Origin of the sequence: Sphingobacterium sp. xlx-96, assembly GCF_011007365.1 — a bacterium.
Classification (GTDB): Bacteria; Bacteroidota; Bacteroidia; order Sphingobacteriales; family Sphingobacteriaceae; genus Sphingobacterium; species Sphingobacterium luzhongxinii.
The window spans coordinates 160383-181875 of sequence record NZ_WFKM01000003.1 but is presented as its reverse complement, the minus strand read 5'-3'; the positions used below and the strand labels follow the sequence as shown (position 1 = coordinate 181875).

The 21493-nt window shown below is 39.8% G+C and carries 27 protein-coding genes; 26 read left to right on the top strand and 1 reads right to left on the bottom strand.

The annotated features are described in order from the left end of the window. The first annotated feature begins 116 nt into the window (after window positions 1-116). The 6 genes from G7B20_RS06435 (at window position 117) to G7B20_RS06410 (ending at window position 10207) form a co-directional block, all read left to right on the top strand. The gene (locus tag G7B20_RS06435) at window positions 117-3230 is read left to right on the top strand and encodes a SusC/RagA family TonB-linked outer membrane protein (protein WP_164109423.1); all 3114 of its coding nucleotides are present in this window, start codon (window positions 117-119) and stop codon (window positions 3228-3230) included. 13 nt (window positions 3231-3243) lie between these two features. After that, window positions 3244-4923 (top strand): RagB/SusD family nutrient uptake outer membrane protein, encoded by a 1680-nt coding sequence (locus G7B20_RS06430; protein WP_164109422.1) that lies wholly within the window; start codon window positions 3244-3246, stop codon window positions 4921-4923. A 137-nt stretch (window positions 4924-5060) separates the two neighbouring features. After that, the gene (locus tag G7B20_RS06425) at window positions 5061-5366 is read left to right on the top strand and encodes a glycoside hydrolase family 88 protein (RefSeq protein ID WP_164109420.1); all 306 of its coding nucleotides are present in this window, start codon (window positions 5061-5063) and stop codon (window positions 5364-5366) included. A gap of 31 nt (window positions 5367-5397) precedes the next feature. After that, window positions 5398-6666: a DUF2264 domain-containing protein gene (locus G7B20_RS06420; RefSeq protein ID WP_164109418.1), complete on the top strand. Its 1269-nt coding sequence runs from the start codon at window positions 5398-5400 to the stop codon at window positions 6664-6666. A 73-nt stretch (window positions 6667-6739) separates the two neighbouring features. Beyond that, complete coding sequence (locus G7B20_RS06415) at window positions 6740-7996, top strand: glycoside hydrolase family 88 protein (protein WP_164109417.1); 1257 nt, start codon at window positions 6740-6742, stop codon at window positions 7994-7996. A gap of 18 nt (window positions 7997-8014) precedes the next feature. After that, entirely contained in the window at window positions 8015-10207 is a 2193-nt protein-coding gene (locus tag G7B20_RS06410) for a polysaccharide lyase 8 family protein (RefSeq protein ID WP_164109415.1), read from the top strand. Window positions 10208-11016: 809 nt separating this feature from the next. On the opposite strand, the gene G7B20_RS06405 is transcribed toward G7B20_RS06410, so the two are convergent. Next, window positions 11017-11925, bottom strand: a complete 909-nt coding sequence (locus G7B20_RS06405; RefSeq protein ID WP_240465987.1) for a DUF3078 domain-containing protein — start codon at window positions 11923-11925, stop codon at window positions 11017-11019. A 293-nt stretch (window positions 11926-12218) separates the two neighbouring features. Here G7B20_RS06405 and rplC point away from each other — a divergent pair, with 293 nt between their 5' ends. From rplC to rplO, 20 genes are all read left to right on the top strand, one after another. Then, window positions 12219-12836, top strand: a complete 618-nt coding sequence (gene rplC, locus G7B20_RS06400) for a 50S ribosomal protein L3 (RefSeq protein WP_079643261.1) — start codon at window positions 12219-12221, stop codon at window positions 12834-12836. 5 nt (window positions 12837-12841) lie between these two features. Further along, window positions 12842-13471, top strand: coding sequence for a 50S ribosomal protein L4 (gene rplD / locus G7B20_RS06395; protein ID WP_079643262.1), 630 nt, complete (start codon window positions 12842-12844; stop codon window positions 13469-13471). A 1-nt stretch (window position 13472) separates the two neighbouring features. Beyond that, on the top strand, window positions 13473-13763 hold the full coding sequence (rplW, locus tag G7B20_RS06390) for a 50S ribosomal protein L23 (RefSeq protein WP_164109413.1): 291 nt from the start codon (window positions 13473-13475) through the stop codon (window positions 13761-13763). Between the two features lie 6 nt (window positions 13764-13769). Then, window positions 13770-14597, top strand: coding sequence for a 50S ribosomal protein L2 (gene rplB, locus G7B20_RS06385; protein WP_079643264.1), 828 nt, complete (start codon window positions 13770-13772; stop codon window positions 14595-14597). Continuing rightward, window positions 14597-14863: a 30S ribosomal protein S19 gene (rpsS, locus tag G7B20_RS06380; protein ID WP_021071214.1), complete on the top strand. Its 267-nt coding sequence runs from the start codon at window positions 14597-14599 to the stop codon at window positions 14861-14863. The genes rplB and rpsS overlap by 1 nt, the downstream gene beginning before the upstream one ends. A 6-nt stretch (window positions 14864-14869) precedes the next feature. Further along, window positions 14870-15301 carry a 50S ribosomal protein L22 gene (gene rplV, locus G7B20_RS06375; RefSeq protein ID WP_164109411.1) on the top strand — a complete coding sequence of 144 codons (432 nt, stop codon included), beginning with the start codon at window positions 14870-14872 and terminating at the stop codon, window positions 15299-15301. A gap of 12 nt (window positions 15302-15313) precedes the next feature. Further along, complete coding sequence (gene rpsC / locus G7B20_RS06370) at window positions 15314-16126, top strand: 30S ribosomal protein S3 (protein ID WP_079643266.1); 813 nt, start codon at window positions 15314-15316, stop codon at window positions 16124-16126. 57 nt (window positions 16127-16183) lie between these two features. Continuing rightward, on the top strand, window positions 16184-16606 hold the full coding sequence (rplP, locus tag G7B20_RS06365) for a 50S ribosomal protein L16 (protein WP_079643267.1): 423 nt from the start codon (window positions 16184-16186) through the stop codon (window positions 16604-16606). Between the two features lie 96 nt (window positions 16607-16702). Then, entirely contained in the window at window positions 16703-16921 is a 219-nt protein-coding gene (gene rpmC, locus G7B20_RS06360) for a 50S ribosomal protein L29 (protein WP_021071218.1), read from the top strand. Window positions 16922-16934: 13 nt separating this feature from the next. Then, window positions 16935-17189: a 30S ribosomal protein S17 gene (gene rpsQ / locus G7B20_RS06355; protein ID WP_021071219.1), complete on the top strand. Its 255-nt coding sequence runs from the start codon at window positions 16935-16937 to the stop codon at window positions 17187-17189. A 1-nt stretch (window position 17190) separates the two neighbouring features. Beyond that, a complete protein-coding gene (gene rplN, locus G7B20_RS06350; RefSeq protein ID WP_037498951.1) occupies window positions 17191-17559 on the top strand; it encodes a 50S ribosomal protein L14 in 369 nt (122 codons plus the stop codon). A gap of 2 nt (window positions 17560-17561) precedes the next feature. Further along, window positions 17562-17906 (top strand): 50S ribosomal protein L24, encoded by a 345-nt coding sequence (gene rplX, locus G7B20_RS06345; protein WP_164109408.1) that lies wholly within the window; start codon window positions 17562-17564, stop codon window positions 17904-17906. Continuing rightward, window positions 17906-18475, top strand: a complete 570-nt coding sequence (gene rplE / locus G7B20_RS06340) for a 50S ribosomal protein L5 (RefSeq protein ID WP_164109406.1) — start codon at window positions 17906-17908, stop codon at window positions 18473-18475. Before rplX ends, rplE begins: the two co-directional genes overlap by 1 nt. Beyond that, complete coding sequence (gene rpsN / locus G7B20_RS06335; protein WP_079643270.1) at window positions 18468-18737, top strand: 30S ribosomal protein S14; 270 nt, start codon at window positions 18468-18470, stop codon at window positions 18735-18737. Before rplE ends, rpsN begins: the two co-directional genes overlap by 8 nt. A gap of 141 nt (window positions 18738-18878) precedes the next feature. Continuing rightward, window positions 18879-19280 carry a 30S ribosomal protein S8 gene (gene rpsH, locus G7B20_RS06330; RefSeq protein ID WP_235049518.1) on the top strand — a complete coding sequence of 134 codons (402 nt, stop codon included), beginning with the start codon at window positions 18879-18881 and terminating at the stop codon, window positions 19278-19280. A gap of 23 nt (window positions 19281-19303) precedes the next feature. Continuing rightward, window positions 19304-19858: a 50S ribosomal protein L6 gene (gene rplF / locus G7B20_RS06325; protein ID WP_164109404.1), complete on the top strand. Its 555-nt coding sequence runs from the start codon at window positions 19304-19306 to the stop codon at window positions 19856-19858. Window positions 19859-19863: 5 nt separating this feature from the next. Beyond that, a complete protein-coding gene (rplR, locus tag G7B20_RS06320) occupies window positions 19864-20217 on the top strand; it encodes a 50S ribosomal protein L18 (protein ID WP_164109403.1) in 354 nt (117 codons plus the stop codon). A 12-nt stretch (window positions 20218-20229) separates the two neighbouring features. Then, complete coding sequence (gene rpsE, locus G7B20_RS06315) at window positions 20230-20748, top strand: 30S ribosomal protein S5 (protein ID WP_079643273.1); 519 nt, start codon at window positions 20230-20232, stop codon at window positions 20746-20748. Window positions 20749-20753: 5 nt separating this feature from the next. Continuing rightward, a complete protein-coding gene (rpmD, locus tag G7B20_RS06310) occupies window positions 20754-20933 on the top strand; it encodes a 50S ribosomal protein L30 (RefSeq protein ID WP_021071227.1) in 180 nt (59 codons plus the stop codon). Between the two features lie 113 nt (window positions 20934-21046). Further along, the gene (gene rplO, locus G7B20_RS06305; RefSeq protein ID WP_133585688.1) at window positions 21047-21493 is read left to right on the top strand and encodes a 50S ribosomal protein L15; all 447 of its coding nucleotides are present in this window, start codon (window positions 21047-21049) and stop codon (window positions 21491-21493) included.

Genomic DNA, 21493 nt, shown 5'->3' with positions numbered 1-21493 from the left:
TCTAGCGGTTCAAATTTATGATTTTACCCCTAAATATTTAAAATATTGCCCCTTTTTTATTTATGGCTTTGTTCAATTTTGATTAGTTAAATAACCATTGTAAAAACCAAAAATATATGATGAAGCTCTACAAAGCAGGGTTGTATGTACTCTTACTACTTATGGTGGATGTCACCATGGCCCAGCAACGAATCCCTGTGAGGGGGATTGTAACAAATAGTGGCGGAGAACCTATTCTCGGTGCCTCTGTGCGTGAAAAAGGGGGGAAAGCCTCCACCTCAACAAATAATAAGGGAAATTTCAGTATTGAAGTATCTGAAGGCGCAATACTTGTTGTCAGTAGCGTAGGTTACACTGCAAATGAGGTGGTAGCGAAATCGCAAGTTCGTGTTTCCTTGGAATCTGATGATGCGGATATTGAGGAAGTTGTGGTCGTGGGCTACGGTACACAAAAGAAATCGAACCTAACAAGTTCGGTATCTACGATTGATCAAAAAGCCTTTGAATCTCGACCTGTTTCAAATGTAATGTCTGCTATGCAGGGAGCTGCGCCTGGATTAGTAATTACAAGATCTGGTGGACAGCCTGGAGCAGAGGGGTTTTTAGCAAATATCCGTGGAGAGTTATCTACTGGAGGAAGTAGTCCCTTGGTTCTGATTGATGGAGTACCGGGTTCTCTGACTTACACTAATCCTGATGATATCGCAAGTATATCTATTCTTAAGGATGCTTCGGCAACTGCGATTTATGGTTCTAGGGGAGCGTCGGGTGTGATTTTAGTAACCACAAAAACAGGAAACGGAAAAGCTAAAGTGAATTATCAAGGAATGTGGACTTCAAAGAAGCTAGGACTGTTTCCGGAGAGGATAAGCAGTTGGGAAGAGGCTGAAATGCAAAATATGGCTCGAATTAATGCTGGGCAATCACCGGATTGGTCACCAGAGCTTATAGCGCTAATGAAAGATCCGACGAGCTACTACCGCATTAACCCTAGTAATGCTAATCAATACCAATATTTTGGAAACTTTAACTATCCAGATCTTTTATTAAGAGACCGTTCTACTCGATTAAACCAAAATATTTCTATATCAGGTAGTACAGATAAAGATAATTATTTGTTTTCCTTAGGGTATGTTAAGGATAAAGGTGTTTTTAAGTTTGGTCCAGATGATTATAACAGATTGAATGCTCGATTTAATTACAGTAGGCAATTGTTCAATAAAATCAGTTTGGAATCCAAGGTGCTGTATAGTCGTTCGGAGAGAAATTCAAGTGTGCTTGGAGCGAGCAACGACTATGGTCTGATATACAGGATTGTATCGTCTCGAAGTACCTATCCAATTTATTTGCCAGAGAGTAACGATAAGTTATATGCTGCTGGAAGTGCTGCTGGGGAGACCGTTGGCCTATTGAAGGATGGCGGAAGAAACAATAACGTAATACAGGAGATAGGATCTACTTTTCAAATTAGTACAAATGATCTGTTAACAGAGGGTTTAAACTTTAGATTGTTGTATAGTCCTAGATTTTTGATCGATAGCGACAATAATACCAGAGTGCCTGTTCCAATGTATGATATTTCCGGTCGTACTGGTTGGGCTGGCGGGATAAACTTAAATTCAATTTCGAAAGAAAGAGGCCTTACGATTAGTAATAACTGGCAGTTTGTAAGTGAGTACAATCGAACTTTTTCTCAAAAGCACGAGGTCTTAGCAAGAGCGGGGTATCGTTATGATGATTATCGTTATGACTATATAGTAGCATCAGCCCAAAATTTACCTACCGATGATATTTTGGCTTTGCGTCAATTTAGTGAAAAAAATAATACCAGTGTTTCGGATAATATTCAGACCAATGCCTTGATTTCTTTTTTCGGTACTGCTCAGTATGTCTACGATAGCAGATACATCATACAAGCGACGTTAAATAGGGAGGGAAGCTCTAGGTTGTCTCCAAAAAATAGATGGATTACGCTACCTGGTGTCTCAGCAGGATGGAGGATCAACAATGAGTCTTGGTTTGGCGAGACCTCTACTATTTTTAGCGATTTGAAGCTAAGGGCTTCTTGGGGTAAACAAGCGAATGATCCCAATAGCGGTGATCCTAGAGCCTCAAATTACGACTATGTAAGCAGGTTGTCTAAAGGAGATGCGTATCCATTTAATGATGTTCGGAATACTTATTACTGGATAGGAACAGCGGCTTCTCCATTGCGTAAATGGGAGGAAGTAACAAATACCGATGTGGGGCTGGATTTTGCAACATTGGGACGTAGGCTAGAAGGTTCATTCTCTTATTTCTGGAGAGAAACTAATGGAACTTACGGTGTGATGCCTCAACCAGGTGTATTTGGTATCGGTAGTCCAAGTGCTAATGTCGGAGATTTTAAATCTTGGGGATGGGAATTGAGTGTTAATTGGAAGGATAAGATAGGTGAAGGATTTGAGTATTTTGTCTCGGCAAATATTGCAGATAATAATAACAAAATTATTAAATATCTAAATAGGAATACAGTAGGTGCGGGACTTAATCCACTTATTGAAGGATACGCAAAGAATTCTATTTTTGGTTACCAGACGGATGGATATTTCCAAAGCGCAGATGAGATCAAAAACAATACAGTAAACCATGGTAACTCAAATCTCGGGCCTGGTGATATACGATATGTTGATGTAAATGGTGATAAGGTGATCTCTGCTGGAAGGGGTACGCTAGAAGATATGGGTGACCTCGTATTTATGGGGACACAAAATCCAAGATATTCTTATGGTTTTAACCTTGGTTTTAATTTCAAAGGAATTGATTTTAGTGCATTTATTCAAGGTGTAGGTAAAAGGCAGTATTTGTTGCCTTCAATTTTGACACTACCTTATACGGAAAGTTGGCGACAAGCCTGGGCTATACATAGAGATTACTGGACACCGGAAAATCCTGATGCTAAATTCCCTCGTTTGTTGATGGGTGGAGGAACAAATACCCGAGTTTCAGATAAATGGATTGTAAATGGTGCATACGCTAGACTTAAAAACATTCAGATCGGCTATACACTTCCTACTGATATGACCAAGAAGGCTGCTATGCAGAAAGTTCGGGTGTTTTTCTCTGGAGAAGACTTGTTTGAAACTAAAAAGTCTTGGCATCCTTATTACGATCCTGAGACACCTAATAATCAGGCTTTTGGGTATCCTTTCTTTAGGTCGTTTACGTTTGGAGCTAATTTGATATTTTAAATACGAGAAGATTATGAAGACAATATTAATAAAGCCAATGATAACTAAAATCAGAACTGGAGCTATACTGCTTTTCGTAAGTGCTATGTCCCTATCTTGTATGAAAGAACTGGATAATAAATCTGATGAAACACAGGTGACCGATGCCTCTTTTTGGAAAACAGAAGCTCATCTTAAAATGGGTGTTGTGTACCTATATACCTATTTACCGGGTATCACAGAAAACAACAGCGCAAACTGGTCTGATGATAGTCGTTCTACTGGAAGTAACAGTATTAGTGATGGAAGTAGGCTAGTCCCTAGTACAAGTGATGATTATACGGATGGCTATAAACTGATTCGCGCAGTGAACACCATTTTAGAAAAATCTGCTGAAATGAATCTCGATCAGGCGTTGAAAGACAAATACACAGCAGAGGCGAGGTTCTTTAGAGCTTATGCTTATGGAGAGCTTTTGAAACGTTTTGGTGGGGTCCCATTAGTGCTTAAGACTATGGAGCCGGGTGATCCGATATTGACTGCTCCGAGGTCAACACGAGAGGAGGTTATAAATTTAATTTATGAAGATTTAGATTATGCAATACAGCATTTGCAAGATGCAGCTGCAACCAAAGTGACTGACTATGGTCGTGTTAATAAAAGTGTTGCCCAGGCTTTAAAGGTAAGAGTTGCACTATTTGAAGGAACATTTTCTAAGTATCATAAGATCGGTGATGCGAACAAGCATTTGTTGATAGCCAAAAATACGGCAAATGATATTATGAGTTTGGGATATTACAAACTGTTTGTCTATTGGGAAAATCCAGAAAAGAGTTACTACTATTTGTTCCAGAAGGAAGGCGATGGTTTTTCGAATAAAGAGAATATACTCCCGCGTTTGTATGGAAAAGATATGGTTGATAAGATATCGACTCACAATTATAGTAGAAATCTAGAACAAGGTGCAATTACACCAACGCGATATCTTTTAGATGCCTATCTTTATAAAGATGGTTTGCCTAGATATGGATCAAATAGGTCTCCTCTTTACAAACCCAGTGTGAGTACTCTTACTGAATTTGAGGATAGAGACCCTCGTAGTGCAATGACCGTTTTGAAAAAAGGAGACAGTTATAATAATGGATCAGTATACAAACCCGCATTTGGATTTACGCAGACAGGCTACAAGACATTTAAGTATTTCAATGATGTAGATTGGACGAATCTAGCAAGTTTTACCGAACATAAGGTAATTCGGTATGCCGAGATATTGCTTTCTTATGCCGAGGCTAGTTATGAGCTGGAAGGAAGTATAACAGATGCAGATTTAGATAAATCAATTAATTTGATTAGAGCAAGGGCTGGAATGCCTAAATTAACAAATGTTTTTGCTATGAATCACAATCTGAATGTTCTTGAAGAGATCCGAAGAGAAAGAAGAGTGGAGTTCGCTCTAGAGGGAAGTTACAGGTACTGGGATATCATAAGATGGAAGATTGCTGAGCATGTTTTGCCATTACCAACTTTGGGTATTCAATATTTTGAGAATGAATATGCACAGAAGCCGAGTGTAATGCTCGACGCTGATGGTTACGTTGTCGCGCAAACTGCCGCTACCCGTAAATTCGATCCATTGAGAGACTATCTCTGGCCTTTGCCGACTGTAGAACTTGGGTTAAATCCTAAACTAGAACAAAATCCTGAGTGGAAGTAAAATAAAGATTAACAATGATAGGAATCAGTTGCTCATACAATCCATTGTGAGAGCGATTGATTTTTAGGCTTTATTTTTTGAAAAAGTAATGTTAATACATAATTTACGCCATGAGCAGCTGGTTGTCTCAGTTTTGTATGAATTTGTTTAATAAAGATGTATATCCGATGCCAGAGACACGTGGTACGGGGTTATTGACTTATACAATTATGTACGGTGTTAATCAGGGGATTTTATCAGAGGAGACGTATTTGCCAATAGCAAAAAAAGGTTGGAAGGCTCTTGTAGAGACGGTTGATACGGAAGGAAAAATGGGTTGGACCCCAATGGTCGCAGAGAAATTCGGTGCTGTCAAGAAGAAATCGACAAGAGGTTATTCTGCAGGAAGGTTGTTGATGGTCGCCCCCGAAGTCTGTAAATATTTAAAGTTAAAAGAGATATAGAAAGGTGATCTACTAGATTAAAAATAAACCGATGAATAGGAGAATCCTGATTAAGTTAATAACGACTTCCCTAGCAGGAGTTATAGGGGGCGTTGCGTACGGAAGGCAACCGTTACGTGTATTGATGGCGCCCAAAGCTCCAAATGTCGAAAATGACCGTACCTATTGGGTATCTCTAATTTCTAAAATAGCGAGTCCTATTCTGGAGAATATAAGTAAGCAAGAGTTTCGCAAGAATATGCCGATGGAAGTCAGCCCTACTTTTGATAAGCGGGATTCTGGAGTAGGTTATTTGGAGGCATTCGGTCGGTTATTGGCAGGTATGGCTCCGTGGCTGGCATTGCCAGATGATAATTCCAAAGAAGGGGCTATTCGTAAAACATTTCGTGAGCAGGCGCTTTTGGGGATTCAATACGGGGTCGATCCCAATTCACCAGATTATTTTACCTGGCGGGGACCTTCGTCACAAACTCTTGTGGATGCAGCCCACCTTGCTCTCGCATTTTTAAGGGCACCAGATGCTTTGTGGAAGCCTCTTTCTGATCTTACCAAGAAACGGGTGATCGAGGAATTTAAATTATTAAGGAAGATTAAGCCAAATGAAAGTAATTGGCTGTTGTTTGCTGCAATGACAGAAACATTTCTTTATAGTGTAGGTGAAGAATGCGCACGTGAGAAGATCGATTATGCGATCAATAAATTTGACCAAGAATGGTATGTGGGCGATGGTTGGTACAGTGACGGAGCACGGTTTAGCTTTGATCACTACAATGGTTATGTGATCCATTGTATGCAGGTCGAATCGTTGCGGCACAATATTTCGGCGGGCGGGAAATACAAAGAAATGTATGACAGAGCCTATAAAAGGATGCAGCGCTACGCTCACCATTTAGAAAGGATGATTTCTCCAGAAGGTTATCCGCTTGTTGTCGGCCGTTCTTCAACCTATAGAAATGCCGCATTTCAACCGCTTGCAGCCGTGGTATTGGATAATAAATTGCCGGAAGATATCAGCAAGGGGCAGGTGCGTGCTGCGTTGACAGCCGTTTTGAAGCATATCTATACCGATAAGACCATTGGAAAATCAGGGTGGTTGACCATGGGTGTCGTTGGTGATCAACAGACGAACCTCGCTGATTATTATACTAATGCCGGATCGATGTATGTGGCTTCTTTATCCTTCCTGCCATTAGGGCTTCCCGCCACGGACGAATTCTGGACTTGTAAATCGGAAAAATGGACCTCACAGAAGATATTTGCAGGAGAGGTTTTTCCGAAGGACTATTACGTAACTTATTAATAAACTTAAAAAAGATAGTACGGCTATGAATCTATATTTTTTGTAACATAGTCGTACAGGATAGGAGAACAAAATGTTTAGATTATTTACTTGTATTCTAGGTATAGGAGTATTAGCATCATGTGGTACTCAAAAACAAACTACCAACAAATTGACTTTGGAGAAGCAATTTGTTCAGGACGAATTGATGGATGCTGCAAAGCAGATTAAGTATTTAGCTTCCTCGGTGAAAGAAAGCGATATCCCTACCACATTTTCTAATGGTAAGCATGTAAACTGGGGTACAAGTTGGTGGTGCTCTGGTTTTTATCCAGGCACAGTGCTTTATTTGTATGAATATACCAAAGACCCAGAGTTGTTGAGCGAAGCCAAACGAAAACTGAAATATTTGGAAAAGGAAAAAAACAATACAACGACACACGATCTAGGCTTTATGTTGTACTGTAGTTTTGGGAATGCTCTTCGTATTACAGGAGATTCAACAGCGTACAAAAATATCTTGATCAAGGGTGCTGAGTCATTGTCTACCCGTTACAAAGATGTGACTAAGACCATCCGCTCCTGGGATGGAGGAAAGAATTGGGATGGTCAACCTTGGACATACCCTGTTATTATAGATAATATGATGAATCTCGAGTTTTTGACGCAAGCGTCGAAAATAAGTGGGAACAAGAAATTCTACGACATAGCGGTGACTCACGCGAACACAACGATAAAAAATCATTTTAGAAAAGATTATAGCTCTTATCACGTAGTCGATTATAACGACAAGACGGGAGGCATCATTGGTAAAAAGACGGCACAAGGAGCCTTTGATGAATCAGCTTGGTCAAGAGGACAATCTTGGGCTTTATACGGATACTTGACAATGTATCGTGATACGAATGATAAAAAATATTTAGAGTTGGCGCGTAATATAGCCCAGTTTTATATTAATCATCCTAATCTTCCTGGCGACTTGATACCTTATTGGGATATGGATCAAAATAAACTGACACAAGATAGTAAATATTATAGCCAGAGAGATTTGAGGGATGTATCTACGGCTTCAATAATGGCGTCTGCATTCTTGGAGTTATCATTATATGTAAATAAAAAAGAAAGTCATTTTTATATTGCTAAAGCAGAAAAGATGTTACAAAGTCTGTCTTCAAAACCTTACAAGGCCGATTATAAAGAAGCAGGAGGTTATATCTTAAAACATAGTGTGGGTTCTATCCCCCATAAGACAGAGGTCGATGTTCCCCTTACTTACGCGGATTATTATTACGTAGAGGCCTTGATTCGCTATATGCGCATGCTCGATGGGGAAGACGTCATCAAACAGTAAATTCAGATTTCAGCTTGCATGAAAAGAATTCCCCTTCTATTGCTTTTGATCGGGCTATTGGTAAGTTCGTTGTCTGTTTTAGGTGCTGTGTCTGTATTGAGTCAAGGACAGCTTATTATGATGAAGTCGTCTGAAAATCGCGAGACTGCGGTTTATGACAAAATCATGTATAATGTCCAGGAGATGCTCTATGCCGAAGCCGACAACTTGGAAACGATAAGCAGTAATGCTCGGCATTATTTAGATCAGATCCGTAAAGATGGCTCTTGGAGCGATTTAATCTATACCGGGGATGTAGCTACCACGCATTTGGATCGATTAAAGACTATGGTCTTGGCTTATACCCATAACAAAAGTTCAATGTATGGGGGTGGCGCATTGCATGTTGCTATTGTTGATGCGTTAGCTTACTGGTATATTCAGGAACCGGATCACAGCAATTGGTTTTATGATCAGATTGCTTATCCGCAACGCATAGGGGAGATTTTGATATTGTTGCGTAACGGTAAGGAAAAGGTACCTGCGGTCTTGGAGTTTAAAACTATTTCGCGGATGGAACAGGTGGGTGGAGCGCCCGATCAGCGCGGCTCTCCAGGCACAGGGGCTAATAAGATGAATATAGCGATGCATTGGATTTATAGAGCTTGTCTGACCAGAGATAAAGCTGTGTTGGATAAAGGGGTGCAGCAGGCTTTTTATCCTTTAGCTTTAACGGTAGGCGAAGGCCTGCAACGGGATTACTCTTATTTGCAACATGGCCAACAAGTATATATCGGCGGGTATGGTTGGGATATTGTCAACGTAGCGACAAGGGTTGCCTTGTATATAGCAGATACACCTTATGGTCAAGGTGAGGATAATTTTAATAATCTGAGTCTATTTTTACGACAGACTTATTTGCGGGTTATACGTGGGCAATACTTTATGTTCAATGCGTTTGGTCGCGGTATTTCTCGACCTAATGGCGACAATCAGTCGGGCTTTGTTACATTGCTCAAAAGGATGAAAGTAATCGATAAAGCCAATTACATTATCTACGACGAGGCTATAGCTCGCTTGAACAACAGCCAGCCGGCCAGCTACGGTGTGCCGTCTGCCCACACTCATTTTTACCGCGCAGATTATACGTTGCACAGTAAACCCAGATATACATTTGAGTTGCGTATGGTATCGACCCGCACTTTGCGCAATGAAAATGGTAATGGTGAAAATATAAAAGGATACTTTCTCGCAGATGGAGCGACATCCATAGCGGTGAAGGGAACGGAATATCATACTATTTTTCCGACCTGGGATTGGTCTATGATACCCGGTACCAGCACACGAAGGGGGACAATGATAACGCCACAGCAGTGGGGGACACCAGGTACGACTACATTTGTAGGCGGAGTCTCGGATACACTACATGGTATAAGTGTATATGATCAGGATAGTAATGATACGAGAGCAAAGAAGGCCTGGTTCTTTTTTGGGAAGGAAATCGTTTGTCTAGGTGCTGAGATTCATACGACTGCGGGAGCAGAAGAAGTCGTGACTACGCTCAATCAAAGTTTATTGCAGAGCGATGTAATTACTTCGGAGAAGGGGCTTATCTGCAAGTACGGCGGTAACAATATTGAGTTGACTAATGTTGATAATCTGGATTGGGTGCTGCACGGCGATATAGGTTATGTATTGCCCGATGGTGGCAAGGTCGGACTTACTGCCAAGCCCCAGACGGGGACTTGGTCTTCCATTAATAAAGGGGGATCGGTGGATAGTGTGACCAACGACGTTTTTACACTTTGGTTGAACCACGGTGTATCGCCAAGTAATGCCTGTTATGCGTATATCGTTGTGCCCGGGATTAAGGGGGAGGCTCAGATGAAAAGCTACGTGGGCAAAGGGAATATCGAGATACTGAAAAATGAAGCCACGATACAGGCAGTGAGGCATAAAGAGTCGGGTGTTTATGGATTTGTTTTTCACGATGCAGCTACGCATTTTACGAATGACACGATTCGTGTTGCGGTAAGCGATCCTTGTTTAATAATGGTTCAACCGCTAGCTAATGGAAAACTGAAATTGAATATTGCAGATCCGACTAAGGCGCTTTCACAACTTACTGTAAAAGTGCTTTGGCCAGGTTTAGCAGGTGACAAAGAGATAACTCTGCCTCTGCCTACTACAGCAGAGTCCGCAGGGAAATCGATTGTTTCTTTCCTAAATTAGGAGCTGTATAAGACTAGGGGCCATAGTAAAAAAGGCTGCGGCGTACATGCTACGTCGCTTCATGCCTGTAGTAAATCTTAAAGTTGTACACCATTGTACCTTTGTTGTACAAGTATCTACTCCTGTTCCATAGCGTCTTGCTGTAGGAATAGCATTTTGACGTTTTATGTACCAAGTAACCCTTAGCTCTGTACGATTGATTCTTAATGTGTTACCGGTTTTTCACAAACTCATACAAGTAAAGGTTTAAGTCTATATAGCTTGTGCTTTCGCTACGTAACATGCGTTTAGAGAAACACAAATCAACCACAAACGATAACTAGTGCGCTTTATAGTTAATTGTGTGTGTCGCAAACTGTATACAGTTCCCTCCGTATTTATATGCGTACGGGACAAAGGAGGAGTAGTTTTTGGTCTATTTAGATCTTTTTATCAAGGAAGTGTGGTTTGTTGTCAATTTGCCACGTAGCGAGTGTATATTCTGGTCCGAGTACGGTAAATAGCTATGCTAGATTGCGACAAAATTGTAGCAGATTGATTTTTATTGTAGTCAGTTTCTCACATTCATGAATGACTTTATCTCACACTAGGACAAGAACACATTCATGTTACGTAGCATGGGTTTGCTATGTTGATCCAAATAGAGGTTGCAATCAAAAGGGAAGTAGTAAAGCAAAACGTTATTCCTTAAGCTATTGCAGCTAATTAAGTATAAGCGATAGCTACAAAATCAGAACAGCGCCTGAGAAATTGGGCGCTGTTCTGATTTTATAAAAACATAAGATATTTCTTTGTTCGTACTTATTATATTAAAACTTATAAGTAATACCAGCGCCTAAGATCTGTTTTACTTGAAGTCTAGCTCCAGTCCCAACTTCTACATTGTTTTCAAAAATTGGGATTTTCGTATTATCATCATAGACTAATTGGACACCCGCATTGACAGTGATGAATTTGTTAACCTTCATAAAAAGATTAGCCGTATAGTCGACATCAACATTTTGTGGTTTTTCCTTATAGTTCGAGTAAAGTTTAAATATGTTTTCAAACGATATATTTTCCATCAGATCTACTTTATAGTATGCATCTAAGGACGCACCGAATTCGAATCTCGATTTTTTGCCCTCCTCAAGACCATATGAGGTTTCGTCTATATCTTTGTTGGTCACAAAAACCAAACGTGCAGCAGCAGGAGAAACGTTTATTTTAAAGTTGTTCGATTCTTTAAATGCAATACCCGGACCAAAACTCAAGAAGGCTGGAGCAAATCCTGCAGACAAAAGTTTATCTGTACCATCGGTGTTGTACTTGTATCCTTTGGCAAACTGTGTATTAAAGTTTGTGAAGAAGGTATACAGTAATTTTTTGCTGATTTGACGGCCAACTAAAGAACTGTAAACAAAGCGATCGTCATTCTTCCTCCAATCGGTTTCCTTTTGGAAAGTTTGACCGTAAGCTGCCAATACTTTATTATCCCAGCTCCATTTGTCTTTTTTGTAGTTGAGGTCGTAATTAAGTACAATATTTCCTGCAAACGAGTTTACTCCTCCGGCAGCCCAGTTCGAAAATGTACTTTGATTAATTAGAAAAGTGTTTTCGCCTTTGATTGTCCAGTTTTTTGTAGAGTCAGTTTGGGCCATTGCACAACTGAGGCTTAAAATCATTAGTGTTGTTGAAAGTAAAAAAGTTTTTTCATATGTGTATAATTTGATTTTCATCTGTTTAAATTATTTCATGATCCGCCAGCTGGCGAATCGGTTTGTCTTTCATAAAGTCTATTTTTTGTTAATAACAAAAATAGTTGAGTTTTGTTCGGTCTGTGACGGCAGGCATTCCCTTTTTTTAAAACGAAAGAAATAATAGGGGTCTGATCTTCAAAATAAAAAAAATAATACATTAACTATTTGATAGTTATAAAAAACTTTTTACCTTTGCAATCCCTTATTGGGGAAAGTATGTCTTGAGCGAAGCCCTACTGCTTCGATGGACTTTAATTAATTTAATATAAAAAATGTCAGGAATTATTGGTAAAAAAGTAGGAATGACCAGCCTGTTCAACGCTGATGGGAAGAATATCCCATGTACAGTAATCGAGGCTGGGCCGTGCGTGGTAACGCAGATACGTACGGTAGAGAAGGACGGTTATTCGGCAGTTCAGCTTGGCTATGATGATGCTAAGGAAAAGAACACGACGGCCCCTTTAAAAGGACACTTTGCAAAAGCAGGAGTGGCTCCTAAGCGTAAACTAGTTGAATTCAAAACTTTCGAGGATGAGAAGGGACTAGGAGACATCGTTGATGTAACTTTATTTGAAGAAGGAGAGTACGTAGATGTAGTCGGTACTTCTAAAGGTAAAGGTTTTCAAGGTGTAATGAAGCGTCATGGATTTGGTGGTGTAGGTGGTGCGACTCACGGTCAGCACAACAGATTGCGTGCCCCAGGTTCAATTGGTGCGGCTTCATGGCCTTCACGTGTATTCAAAGGAATGCGCATGGCAGGTCGTACAGGTGGTGACAGAGTGAAAGTTCAAAACTTACAGGTTTTGAAAGTTTACGCTGAGCAAAACCTAATCGTTGTTAGTGGTTCCATTCCAGGAGCTAAAGGTTCATATGTAATCGTAGACAAATAGTAGAGATGGAAGTTAACGTATTAAATTTATCAGGTAAAGAAACAGGTGCCAAGGTGCAACTTCCTGAATCGGTATTTGGTGTAACGCCAAACGACCATGCGATCTACTTAGATGTTAAGCAATACCTAGCGAATCAACGTCAAGGAACGCACAAGTCAAAACAACGTAATGAAATCGCGGGTTCTACGCGTAAATTACACAAACAAAAAGGTACTGGTGGTGCCCGTGCGGGTTCTATCAAATCTCCATTGTTTAATGGTGGTGGTCGTGTATTCGGTCCTCAACCTCGTGACTATAGCTTTAAATTGAATAAAAAATTGAAGCAACTAGCACGTAAATCAGCGTTGTCGTACAAAGCGCAAGAAAACAATGTTGTTGTTTTAGATGCAGTTAGTTTCGATACAATCAAAACTAAAAACTATGTGTCTTTAGTAAACGCATTAAATGTAGCTGACGAAAAAACACTTTTAGTGTTGCCAGCTTACGATAACAATGTTTATTTATCAAGCAGAAACTTGAAAAAAGCAAAAGTTGTAGTAGCTTCTGATTTAAATACATATGATGTATTAAATGCTACTAAATTATTGTTGACAGCAGATTCTGTTAAAACTTTGGAGGAAGCATTAGCTAAGTAATATGGAGATTATTAAAAAACCTATCTTAACTGAGAAAGCTTCATTGTTAACGGAAAAATTAAACCGTTATGCTTTCAAAGTAGATCATAGAGCAAACAAAATCCAGATTAAATCTGCTATCGAAGAGATGTTTGGTGTGACTGTAGTTGCAGTAAATACTTCTGTTGTAGCTGGAAAAGCAAAAAGCCGTTATACTAAAGCTGGCTTTGTATCTGGAAGAGCTCCTAAATATAAAAAGGCCGTCATTACAATTAAGGATGGTGAAACTATTGATTTTTACAGTGTTATATAAGTAAAGATGGCAGTTAAAAGATTCAAACCGGTTACCCCTGGTACTCGTTTCAGAGTAGGTGCTGACTATTCAGACGTTACAACTAACGTTCCTGAGAAATCATTAGTCGTAGGTATCAACAAGAAATCAGGTGGTCGTAATAAGTCCGGTAAAATGACTATGCGTTATCTCGGTGGGGGACATAAAAAAGTATACCGGATTATAGATTTCAAACGCGATAAAAAAGATATCCCTGCAACAGTAGCTACTATCGAGTACGACCCAAATCGTACAGCACGTATTGCTTTATTGCACTACGCAGATGGTGAAAAGCGTTACATTATTGCTCCAACAGGATTACAAGTTGGTCAAGTTATAGTAGCAGGCGAAAAAGTAGCCCCAGAAGTTGGTAATACATTACCATTAGCAAACATTCCATTGGGTTCTATCATCCACAACATCGAATTGAATCCTGGTCAAGGTGGTTCGATCGCTCGTTCGGCTGGTACGTATGCGCAATTGTCTGCTCGTGATGGTAAGTACGCTATTATCAAATTGCCTTCAGGTGAGACTCGTATGATCTTGTTGACTTGTGTTGCTACTATTGGTTCTGTTTCTAACGCAGAGCGTGCAAATCAAGTATTAGGTAAAGCAGGACGTAAGCGTCACTTAGGTCGTCGTCCTCGCGTTCGTGGTGTTGCTATGAACCCTGTCGATCACCCAATGGGTGGTGGTGAAGGCCGTACTTCCGGAGGTCACCCACGCTCACGTACAGGTGTGTTGGCTAAAGGTTACAAAACACGCTACAAGAAGAAAACATCGAATCGTTACATCATTGAAAGAAGGAAAAAATAATGGCTCGTTCAATTAAAAAAGGTCCTTATATCGATCACAACTTAGAAAGAAAAGTTCTTTCTCAGAATGAATCAAACAAAAAGTCAGTAATCAAAACCTGGTCTCGTAGATCAATGATTTCTCCTGATTTTGTTGGCCATACCTTCGCAGTGCACAACGGGAATAAATTTATCCCTGTTTATGTAACAGAAAATATGGTCGGTCATAAGCTTGGTGAATTTGCGCCTACGCGTACATTCAAAGGCCACGCAGAAAAGAAAAAATAATAGGTAATGGAAGCAACAAAAAAACTCAAAAAATCTGTCTTAATTAGACAGCGCAAAGAGCAGGGAAAAGCTCAAGTAGGAGGAGCTTCTACTGCCAAGTTATTGAATTGCCCTACTTCACCTCGTAAGATGCGTTTAGTAGTGGATCTTATCCGTGGCGAAAAAGTGGAGAACGCTCTTTATATTCTTAAGCATACAGGTAAAGAAGCTGCTGCTCGTGTTGAAAAATTGTTATTATCAGCAATTAAAAACTGGGAAGCTGCAAATGAAGGCTCTTCAGTAGCAGACAGCGCTTTGTTTGTGAAAGAAGTATCTGTAGGCGGTGGCCGTCAATTGAAAAGATTGCGTCCAGCTCCACAAGGTCGTGGATATAGAATCCGTAAGCGTTCTAACCATGTAACTTTGGTAGTAGATAGTTTAAATAAAGTTAACAACTAATTTATTATAAGAATGGGACAAAAAGCAAATCCAATAGGTAGCAGATTAGGTATCATCAAAGGATGGGACTCTAACTGGTTCGGCGGAAAAAACTATTCCGATAAATTAGTTGAGGACGAAAAAATCAGAAAGTACCTTTCTGTACGTATCGCTAAAGGCGGCGTAGCAAAAGTAGTTATCGAAAGAACTCTAAAGCGTGTTACGGTTACTATCCACACAGCACGTCCAGGAATCGTTATTGGTAAAGGTGGTCAAGAAGTTGACAAGATCAAAGAAGAGTTGAAAAAACTGACTAAAAAGGATGTTCAAATCAATATTTTCGAGATCAAACGCCCTGAGCTTGATGCTAAACTAGTAGCGGAAGGTGTAGCTAAGCAGTTAGAAGCACGTATTTCATTCCGTCGTGCAATGAAAACTTCTATCGCTTCTACTATGCGTATGGGAGCTGAGGGGATCAAGATCATGTGTTCAGGCCGTTTAGGTGGTGCTGAGATGGCACGTACGGAACAGTATAAAGAAGGAAGAACTCCTCTTCATACTTTACGTGCAGACATCGATTACGCATTAGCTGAAGCATTAACAACTTACGGAAAAATCGGTATCAAAGTATGGATCTGTAAAGGTGAAGTTTACGGTAAACGTGACTTATCTCCTAACATTGGTCAAACTTCGAACGTAAAAACTCGTGGTGGAAATGAAGGTGCTGCAGATCGTCGTGACAACCGTGGTGGTAATAACCGTGGTCCTCGTCGTGATAATAACAACAATCGTGGCGGAAACCGTGGCGGAAATAACCGCGGTGGAGCAGCAGCTAAAAGAGATTAATTAATAACAAGATTTAAAAGTGTCCCGTCGCTGACGGGACTTAAATAAAATACGAACATGTTACAGCCAAAAAGAACGAAGTTCAGAAAGATGCAGAAGGGCCGTATGAAAGGTAACGCTACGCGTGGTGCGGAGTTATCTTTTGGTTCTTTCGGTATCAAATCAATGGAAGAAGCATGGATCACCAGCCGTCAGATTGAGGCAGCTCGTATCGCCGTAACACGTTTCATGAAACGTGAAGGTCAAGTATGGATCCGTATCTTCCCTGATAAACCGGTTACTAAAAAGCCTGCAGAGGTACGTATGGGTAAAGGTAAAGGTGCTCCCGAGTATTGGGTAGCCGTAGTACGCCCAGGACGTATGTTATTCGAAGCTGAAGGTGTGCCTCTAGAGGTGGCAAAAGAAGCATTGCGTTTAGCAGCTCAAAAATTGCCGGTACAAACTAAGTTTGTTATACGTAGAGATTACGTTGAAGCATAAAAATCGTTGGTAATGTCAACCGTTTAAGCCTTGTGGCCGTTACCCACAAGGCTCAATATAAACATCGTTGAAAACCCAACACAACACTGAAAGAAAATGAAGAATTCAGAAATCGTAGAATTAACAACAGAAGCTTTAACAGCTAAACTCGTAGAAGAGAAAGCTGCTTTAAACAAGTTAAAATTTGCACACGCTGTTTCTGCTATTGAGAACCCTAACGTTCTTACTGCAGCTCGCAAAAATATCGCTCGTATCTCCACTGAGATTTCGAAACGTAAAAATGCAGCAAAATCTGAAACAGCCTCTGAGGCGTAAAATTTAAGTCGAAATGGAAAGAAATTTAAGAAAAACAAGAATCGGCTTAGTAGTTAGCGATAAGATGGACAAGTCTATCGTAGTAGCTGTAGAACGTAAAGTAAAACACCCTATCTACGGTAAGTTCGTTAAGAAAACTACTAAATTCAAAGCTCATGACGAAACAAATACCTGCGGTATCGGCGACACGGTATTAATTATGGAAACTCGTCCGCTGAGTAAAACAAAGAACTGGAGATTAGTTGAAATTTTAGAAAGAGCTAAATAACATGGTACAACAGGAATCAAGACTAAATGTAGCTGACAATAGCGGTGCTAAAGAAGTTTTAGTAATCCGTGTGTTGGGCGGTACGCGTAAGCGTTATGCATCAATCGGTGATAAAATTGTTGTTACCGTAAAAAGCGCTATCCCTTCAGGAAACGTTAAAAAAGGATCAGTATCTAAAGCTGTTGTCGTACGTACAAAAAAAGAAATCCGTCGTAAAGATGGTTCTTACATTCGTTTCGATGATAATGCGGCAGTATTGTTGAATAATAACGATGAACCACGTGGAACACGTATTTTCGGCCCAGTAGCTCGTGAATTACGTGAGAAGCAGTTTATGAAAATTGTATCACTAGCACCGGAGGTTTTATAATTATGGCTATTAAAAAAACAAAAACAACTCACAAAATCAAAATCAAAAAAGGTGATTTAGTGAAAGTTATCGCTGGTAACTCTAAAGGTGTTCAAGGAAAAGTATTGTCTATTTTAGTGGACGCTAATAGAGCTGTCGTTGAAGGCGCTAACATCGTTAAAAAACACACTAAACCAAGTGCAGCTAATCCTCAAGGTGGTATCATTGAGAAAGAAGCTGCTATCACTATCTCAAACTTAGCGTTGATCGACCCAAAAACTGGTAAGACTACTCGCGTAGGACGTAGAGTGAATGAAGATGGTAAAATAGTTCGTTACGCTAAAAAATCAGGGGAGGAAATTAAATAATGACTTACGTACCAAGATTAAAAGCAAAATATGCGGAAGAGATCCGCACTACGCTTAAAGAAAAATTCCAGTATAAGAGCGTTATGCAAGTTCCGAAGCTAGAGAAGATAGTAGTATCACAAGGTGTAGGAGCTGCTACAGCAGACAAGAAATTAATCGATAGCGCTATTGCTGAGTTATCAATGATAACTGGACAGCAAGCTGTTCCTACGAAATCGAAAAAAGATATATCAAACTTCAAACTTCGTAAAGGAATGCCTGTTGGTGCTCGCGTTACATTACGTGACAACAACATGTACGAATTCTTAGATCGTTTGATCGCTGTTTCTTTGCCACGTATCCGTGACTTCCGTGGAATCAATGATAAAGGATTTGACGGTAGAGGTAACTACAATTTAGGAGTAACAGAGCAGATCATCTTCCCTGAGATCAACATTGATAAAATCAACAAGATTACAGGTATGGATATCACTTTTGTGACTTCAGCTCAAAATGATATTGAAGCATTGGAGTTATTAAAACAATTCGGTTTACCATTCAAAAATCAAAACTCGAACAACAATGGCTAAGGAAGGATTAAAAGCACGCGAAGTAAAGCGTCAAAAATTGGTAGCTAAGTATGCAGCAAAACGTGCGGCTTTGAAAGAAGCTGGTGATTATGCTGGATTAGATAAATTACCAAAGAATGCTTCACCAGTTAGATTACACAATCGTTGTAAATTAACAGGACGTCCTAAAGGATATATGCGTCAGTTCGGCATCTCTCGTGTTACATTTCGCGAGATGGCTTTAGACGGAAAAATCCCGGGAGTTACAAAAGCTTCTTGGTAAGGTTTAAAAAAATACTTACTTTTGCCCGGATAAATCCTTTTTAAGGATTTATCGGGTTTTTTGTATTGCAAATTTTATTTACAGATAGTAGGTCGTCTCCCGAAAGTCGGGATTTGAAACCATTATCACAATTTATATTACATAATGAATACAGATCCAATAGCGGATTACCTTACACGAGTAAGGAATGCCATTAAGGCCAACCATAGGGTTGTTGAAATTCCTGCATCGAACCTTAAAAAAGAAATTACTAAAGTTCTTTTTGACAAAGGTTACATTGCTAATTACAAATTCGTAGAAGAAGGACCTCAGGGTTCTATCAAAATTGCGTTGAAGTATAACCCAATTAGCAAAGTACCGGCTATTCGCACATTGACACGTGTGAGTAAACCTGGTTTAAGAAAGTATGCAAGTGTTGAAAACATGCCTCGCGTTTTGAACGGTTTGGGTATTGCTGTCTTGTCAACTTCTAAAGGAGTAATGACAGATAAAGAAGCCCGCTTACAGAATGTTGGTGGTGAAGTTTTATGTTACGTTTATTAATCTAGGAAAAAACACACAAAGACATGTCAAGAATTGGAAAAGCACCTATCGCTATTCCTTCGGGAGTATCGATTTCTGTATCAGATAAGAATCTGGTAACAGTAAAAGGTCCTAAAGGTGAATTAACTCAGAAAGTAGATAGCGACATCTCTGTTAAGGAAGAAGATGGAAACATCGTCGTATCTCGCCCTACTGAGCAGAAAAAACACAAAGCATTACACGGGTTATACCGCGCATTAATCCAGAATATGGTTGTGGGTGTAACAGAAGGTTATAAAACTACACAAGAATTAGTCGGTGTTGGTTACCGTGCTTCAAGCAATGGTAACACATTGGAGTTGACTTTAGGTTTCTCTCACCCGATTGTTTTCGTATTGCCACAGGAAGTTAAAGTTACAACAACTGCTGAAAAGGGTAAAAACCCTACTATCACTTTGGAATCGACAGACAAACAATTAATCGGACAAATTGCTGCAAAAATCCGTGGCTTCCGTAAACCAGAACCGTACAAAGGTAAAGGTGTTAAGTTTGTAGGTGAAGTATTAAGAAGAAAAGCAGGTAAATCAGCTAAAAAATAATAACCATGGCAGGAATTAAAACATCTCGCAGAGAGCGAATTAAAAAAGGAATAAGAAAACACCTGACTGGATCTACTGAACGTCCTCGTTTGTCTGTTTTCAGATCGAATAAAGGTATTTATGCACAAGTTATCGATGATACTACAGGTAAAACTTTGGTGTCAGCTTCAAGCTTAGCAAAAGACTTTGTAGCTTCTGGAAATAAAGTAGAGCAATCTAAAGCTGTTGGTAAATTGGTAGCTGAGAAAGCTGTGGCAGCAGGTATTAGTAAAGTAGTTTTTGACCGTAATGGGTACTTATATCACGGCCGTGTGAAATCATTGGCAGAGGGTGCTCGCGAAGGCGGTTTAGACTTTTAATTGATAGAAAAAATGGCATTAAGCAATATTAAAAGAGTAAAATCAAGCGAGATTGAATTGAAAGATCGCTTAGTAAGCATCCAGCGTGTAGCGAAAGTAACTAAAGGTGGTCGTACTTTCAGTTTTTCTGCTATTGTAGTCGTTGGTGACGAAAACGGTATCGTTGGTTTCGGTTTAGGAAAAGCTAAAGAGGTAACTGAGGCTATCACTAAAGGTATCGATGATGCAAAGAAAAACTTGGTGAAAGTTCCAATTATTAAAGGAACTGTTCCTCATGAGCAATACGGTAAATTTTCAGGTGGTTCAGTATTGATTAAACCAGCTGTAGGTGGTACAGGAGTATTAGCAGGTGGCGCAATGCGTGCTGTATTAGAATCTGCTGGTATCAAAGACGTATTAGCAAAATCTTTAGGATCATCAAACCCGCACAACGTGGTAAAAGCAACAATTGATGCTTTAGCTAATATGCGTGATGCATATACAGTGGCTCAACACCGCGGTGTCGATTTAAATAAAGTATTTAACGGTTAATTATCATGGCAAAAATTAAAATCACCCAGATAAAGAGCGTTATCGACAGAAGCGAGCGCCAGAAGAAAACTATTGAGGCTTTAGGGTTGAAGAAAATCAACCACTCGGTAGAAGTAGAGGCTACACCGGCTATTATCGGTATGGTTCGTAAAGTGAACCACTTAGTAGCTATTGAGACTATCTAAAAACAGTACTATGGAAAGAATTTCGGTTCTTTCCATCAGTTGTTTATAATTTAATTGTTAATCGTTGTGACCTGTTTAGTGAAAGCGAAGGCACAACATAATCTTAGTTTAAAATGAACTTAAGTAATTTAAGACCAGCAGTTGGTTCAACAAAAAGCAGAAAACGTATAGGCCGTGGTCAAGGTTCTGGTCGTGGCGGCACATCTACGCGCGGTCACAAAGGTGCTGGATCTCGTTCTGGTCACTCTACAAAAATCGGTTTTGAAGGTGGTCAGATGCCTTTACAACGCCGTGTGCCTAAGTTTGGATTCAAAAATGCAAACCGTGTTGAATACAATGGTGTAAACTTAGATGTTCTACAAAGTTTAGTAGAAAAATACAACCTTACTGTAGTTGATTTCGATACATTGAAAGAGCATGGTTTAGTTTCTAAAAATGACTTAGTAAAAGTTTTAGGTCGTGGAGAATTTAGTGCTAAAGTCGAGGTTAAAGCACATGCATTTTCAGCTTCAGCTCAGAAAGCTATCGAAGCTGCAGGTGGTTCCATCGTAAAACTTTAA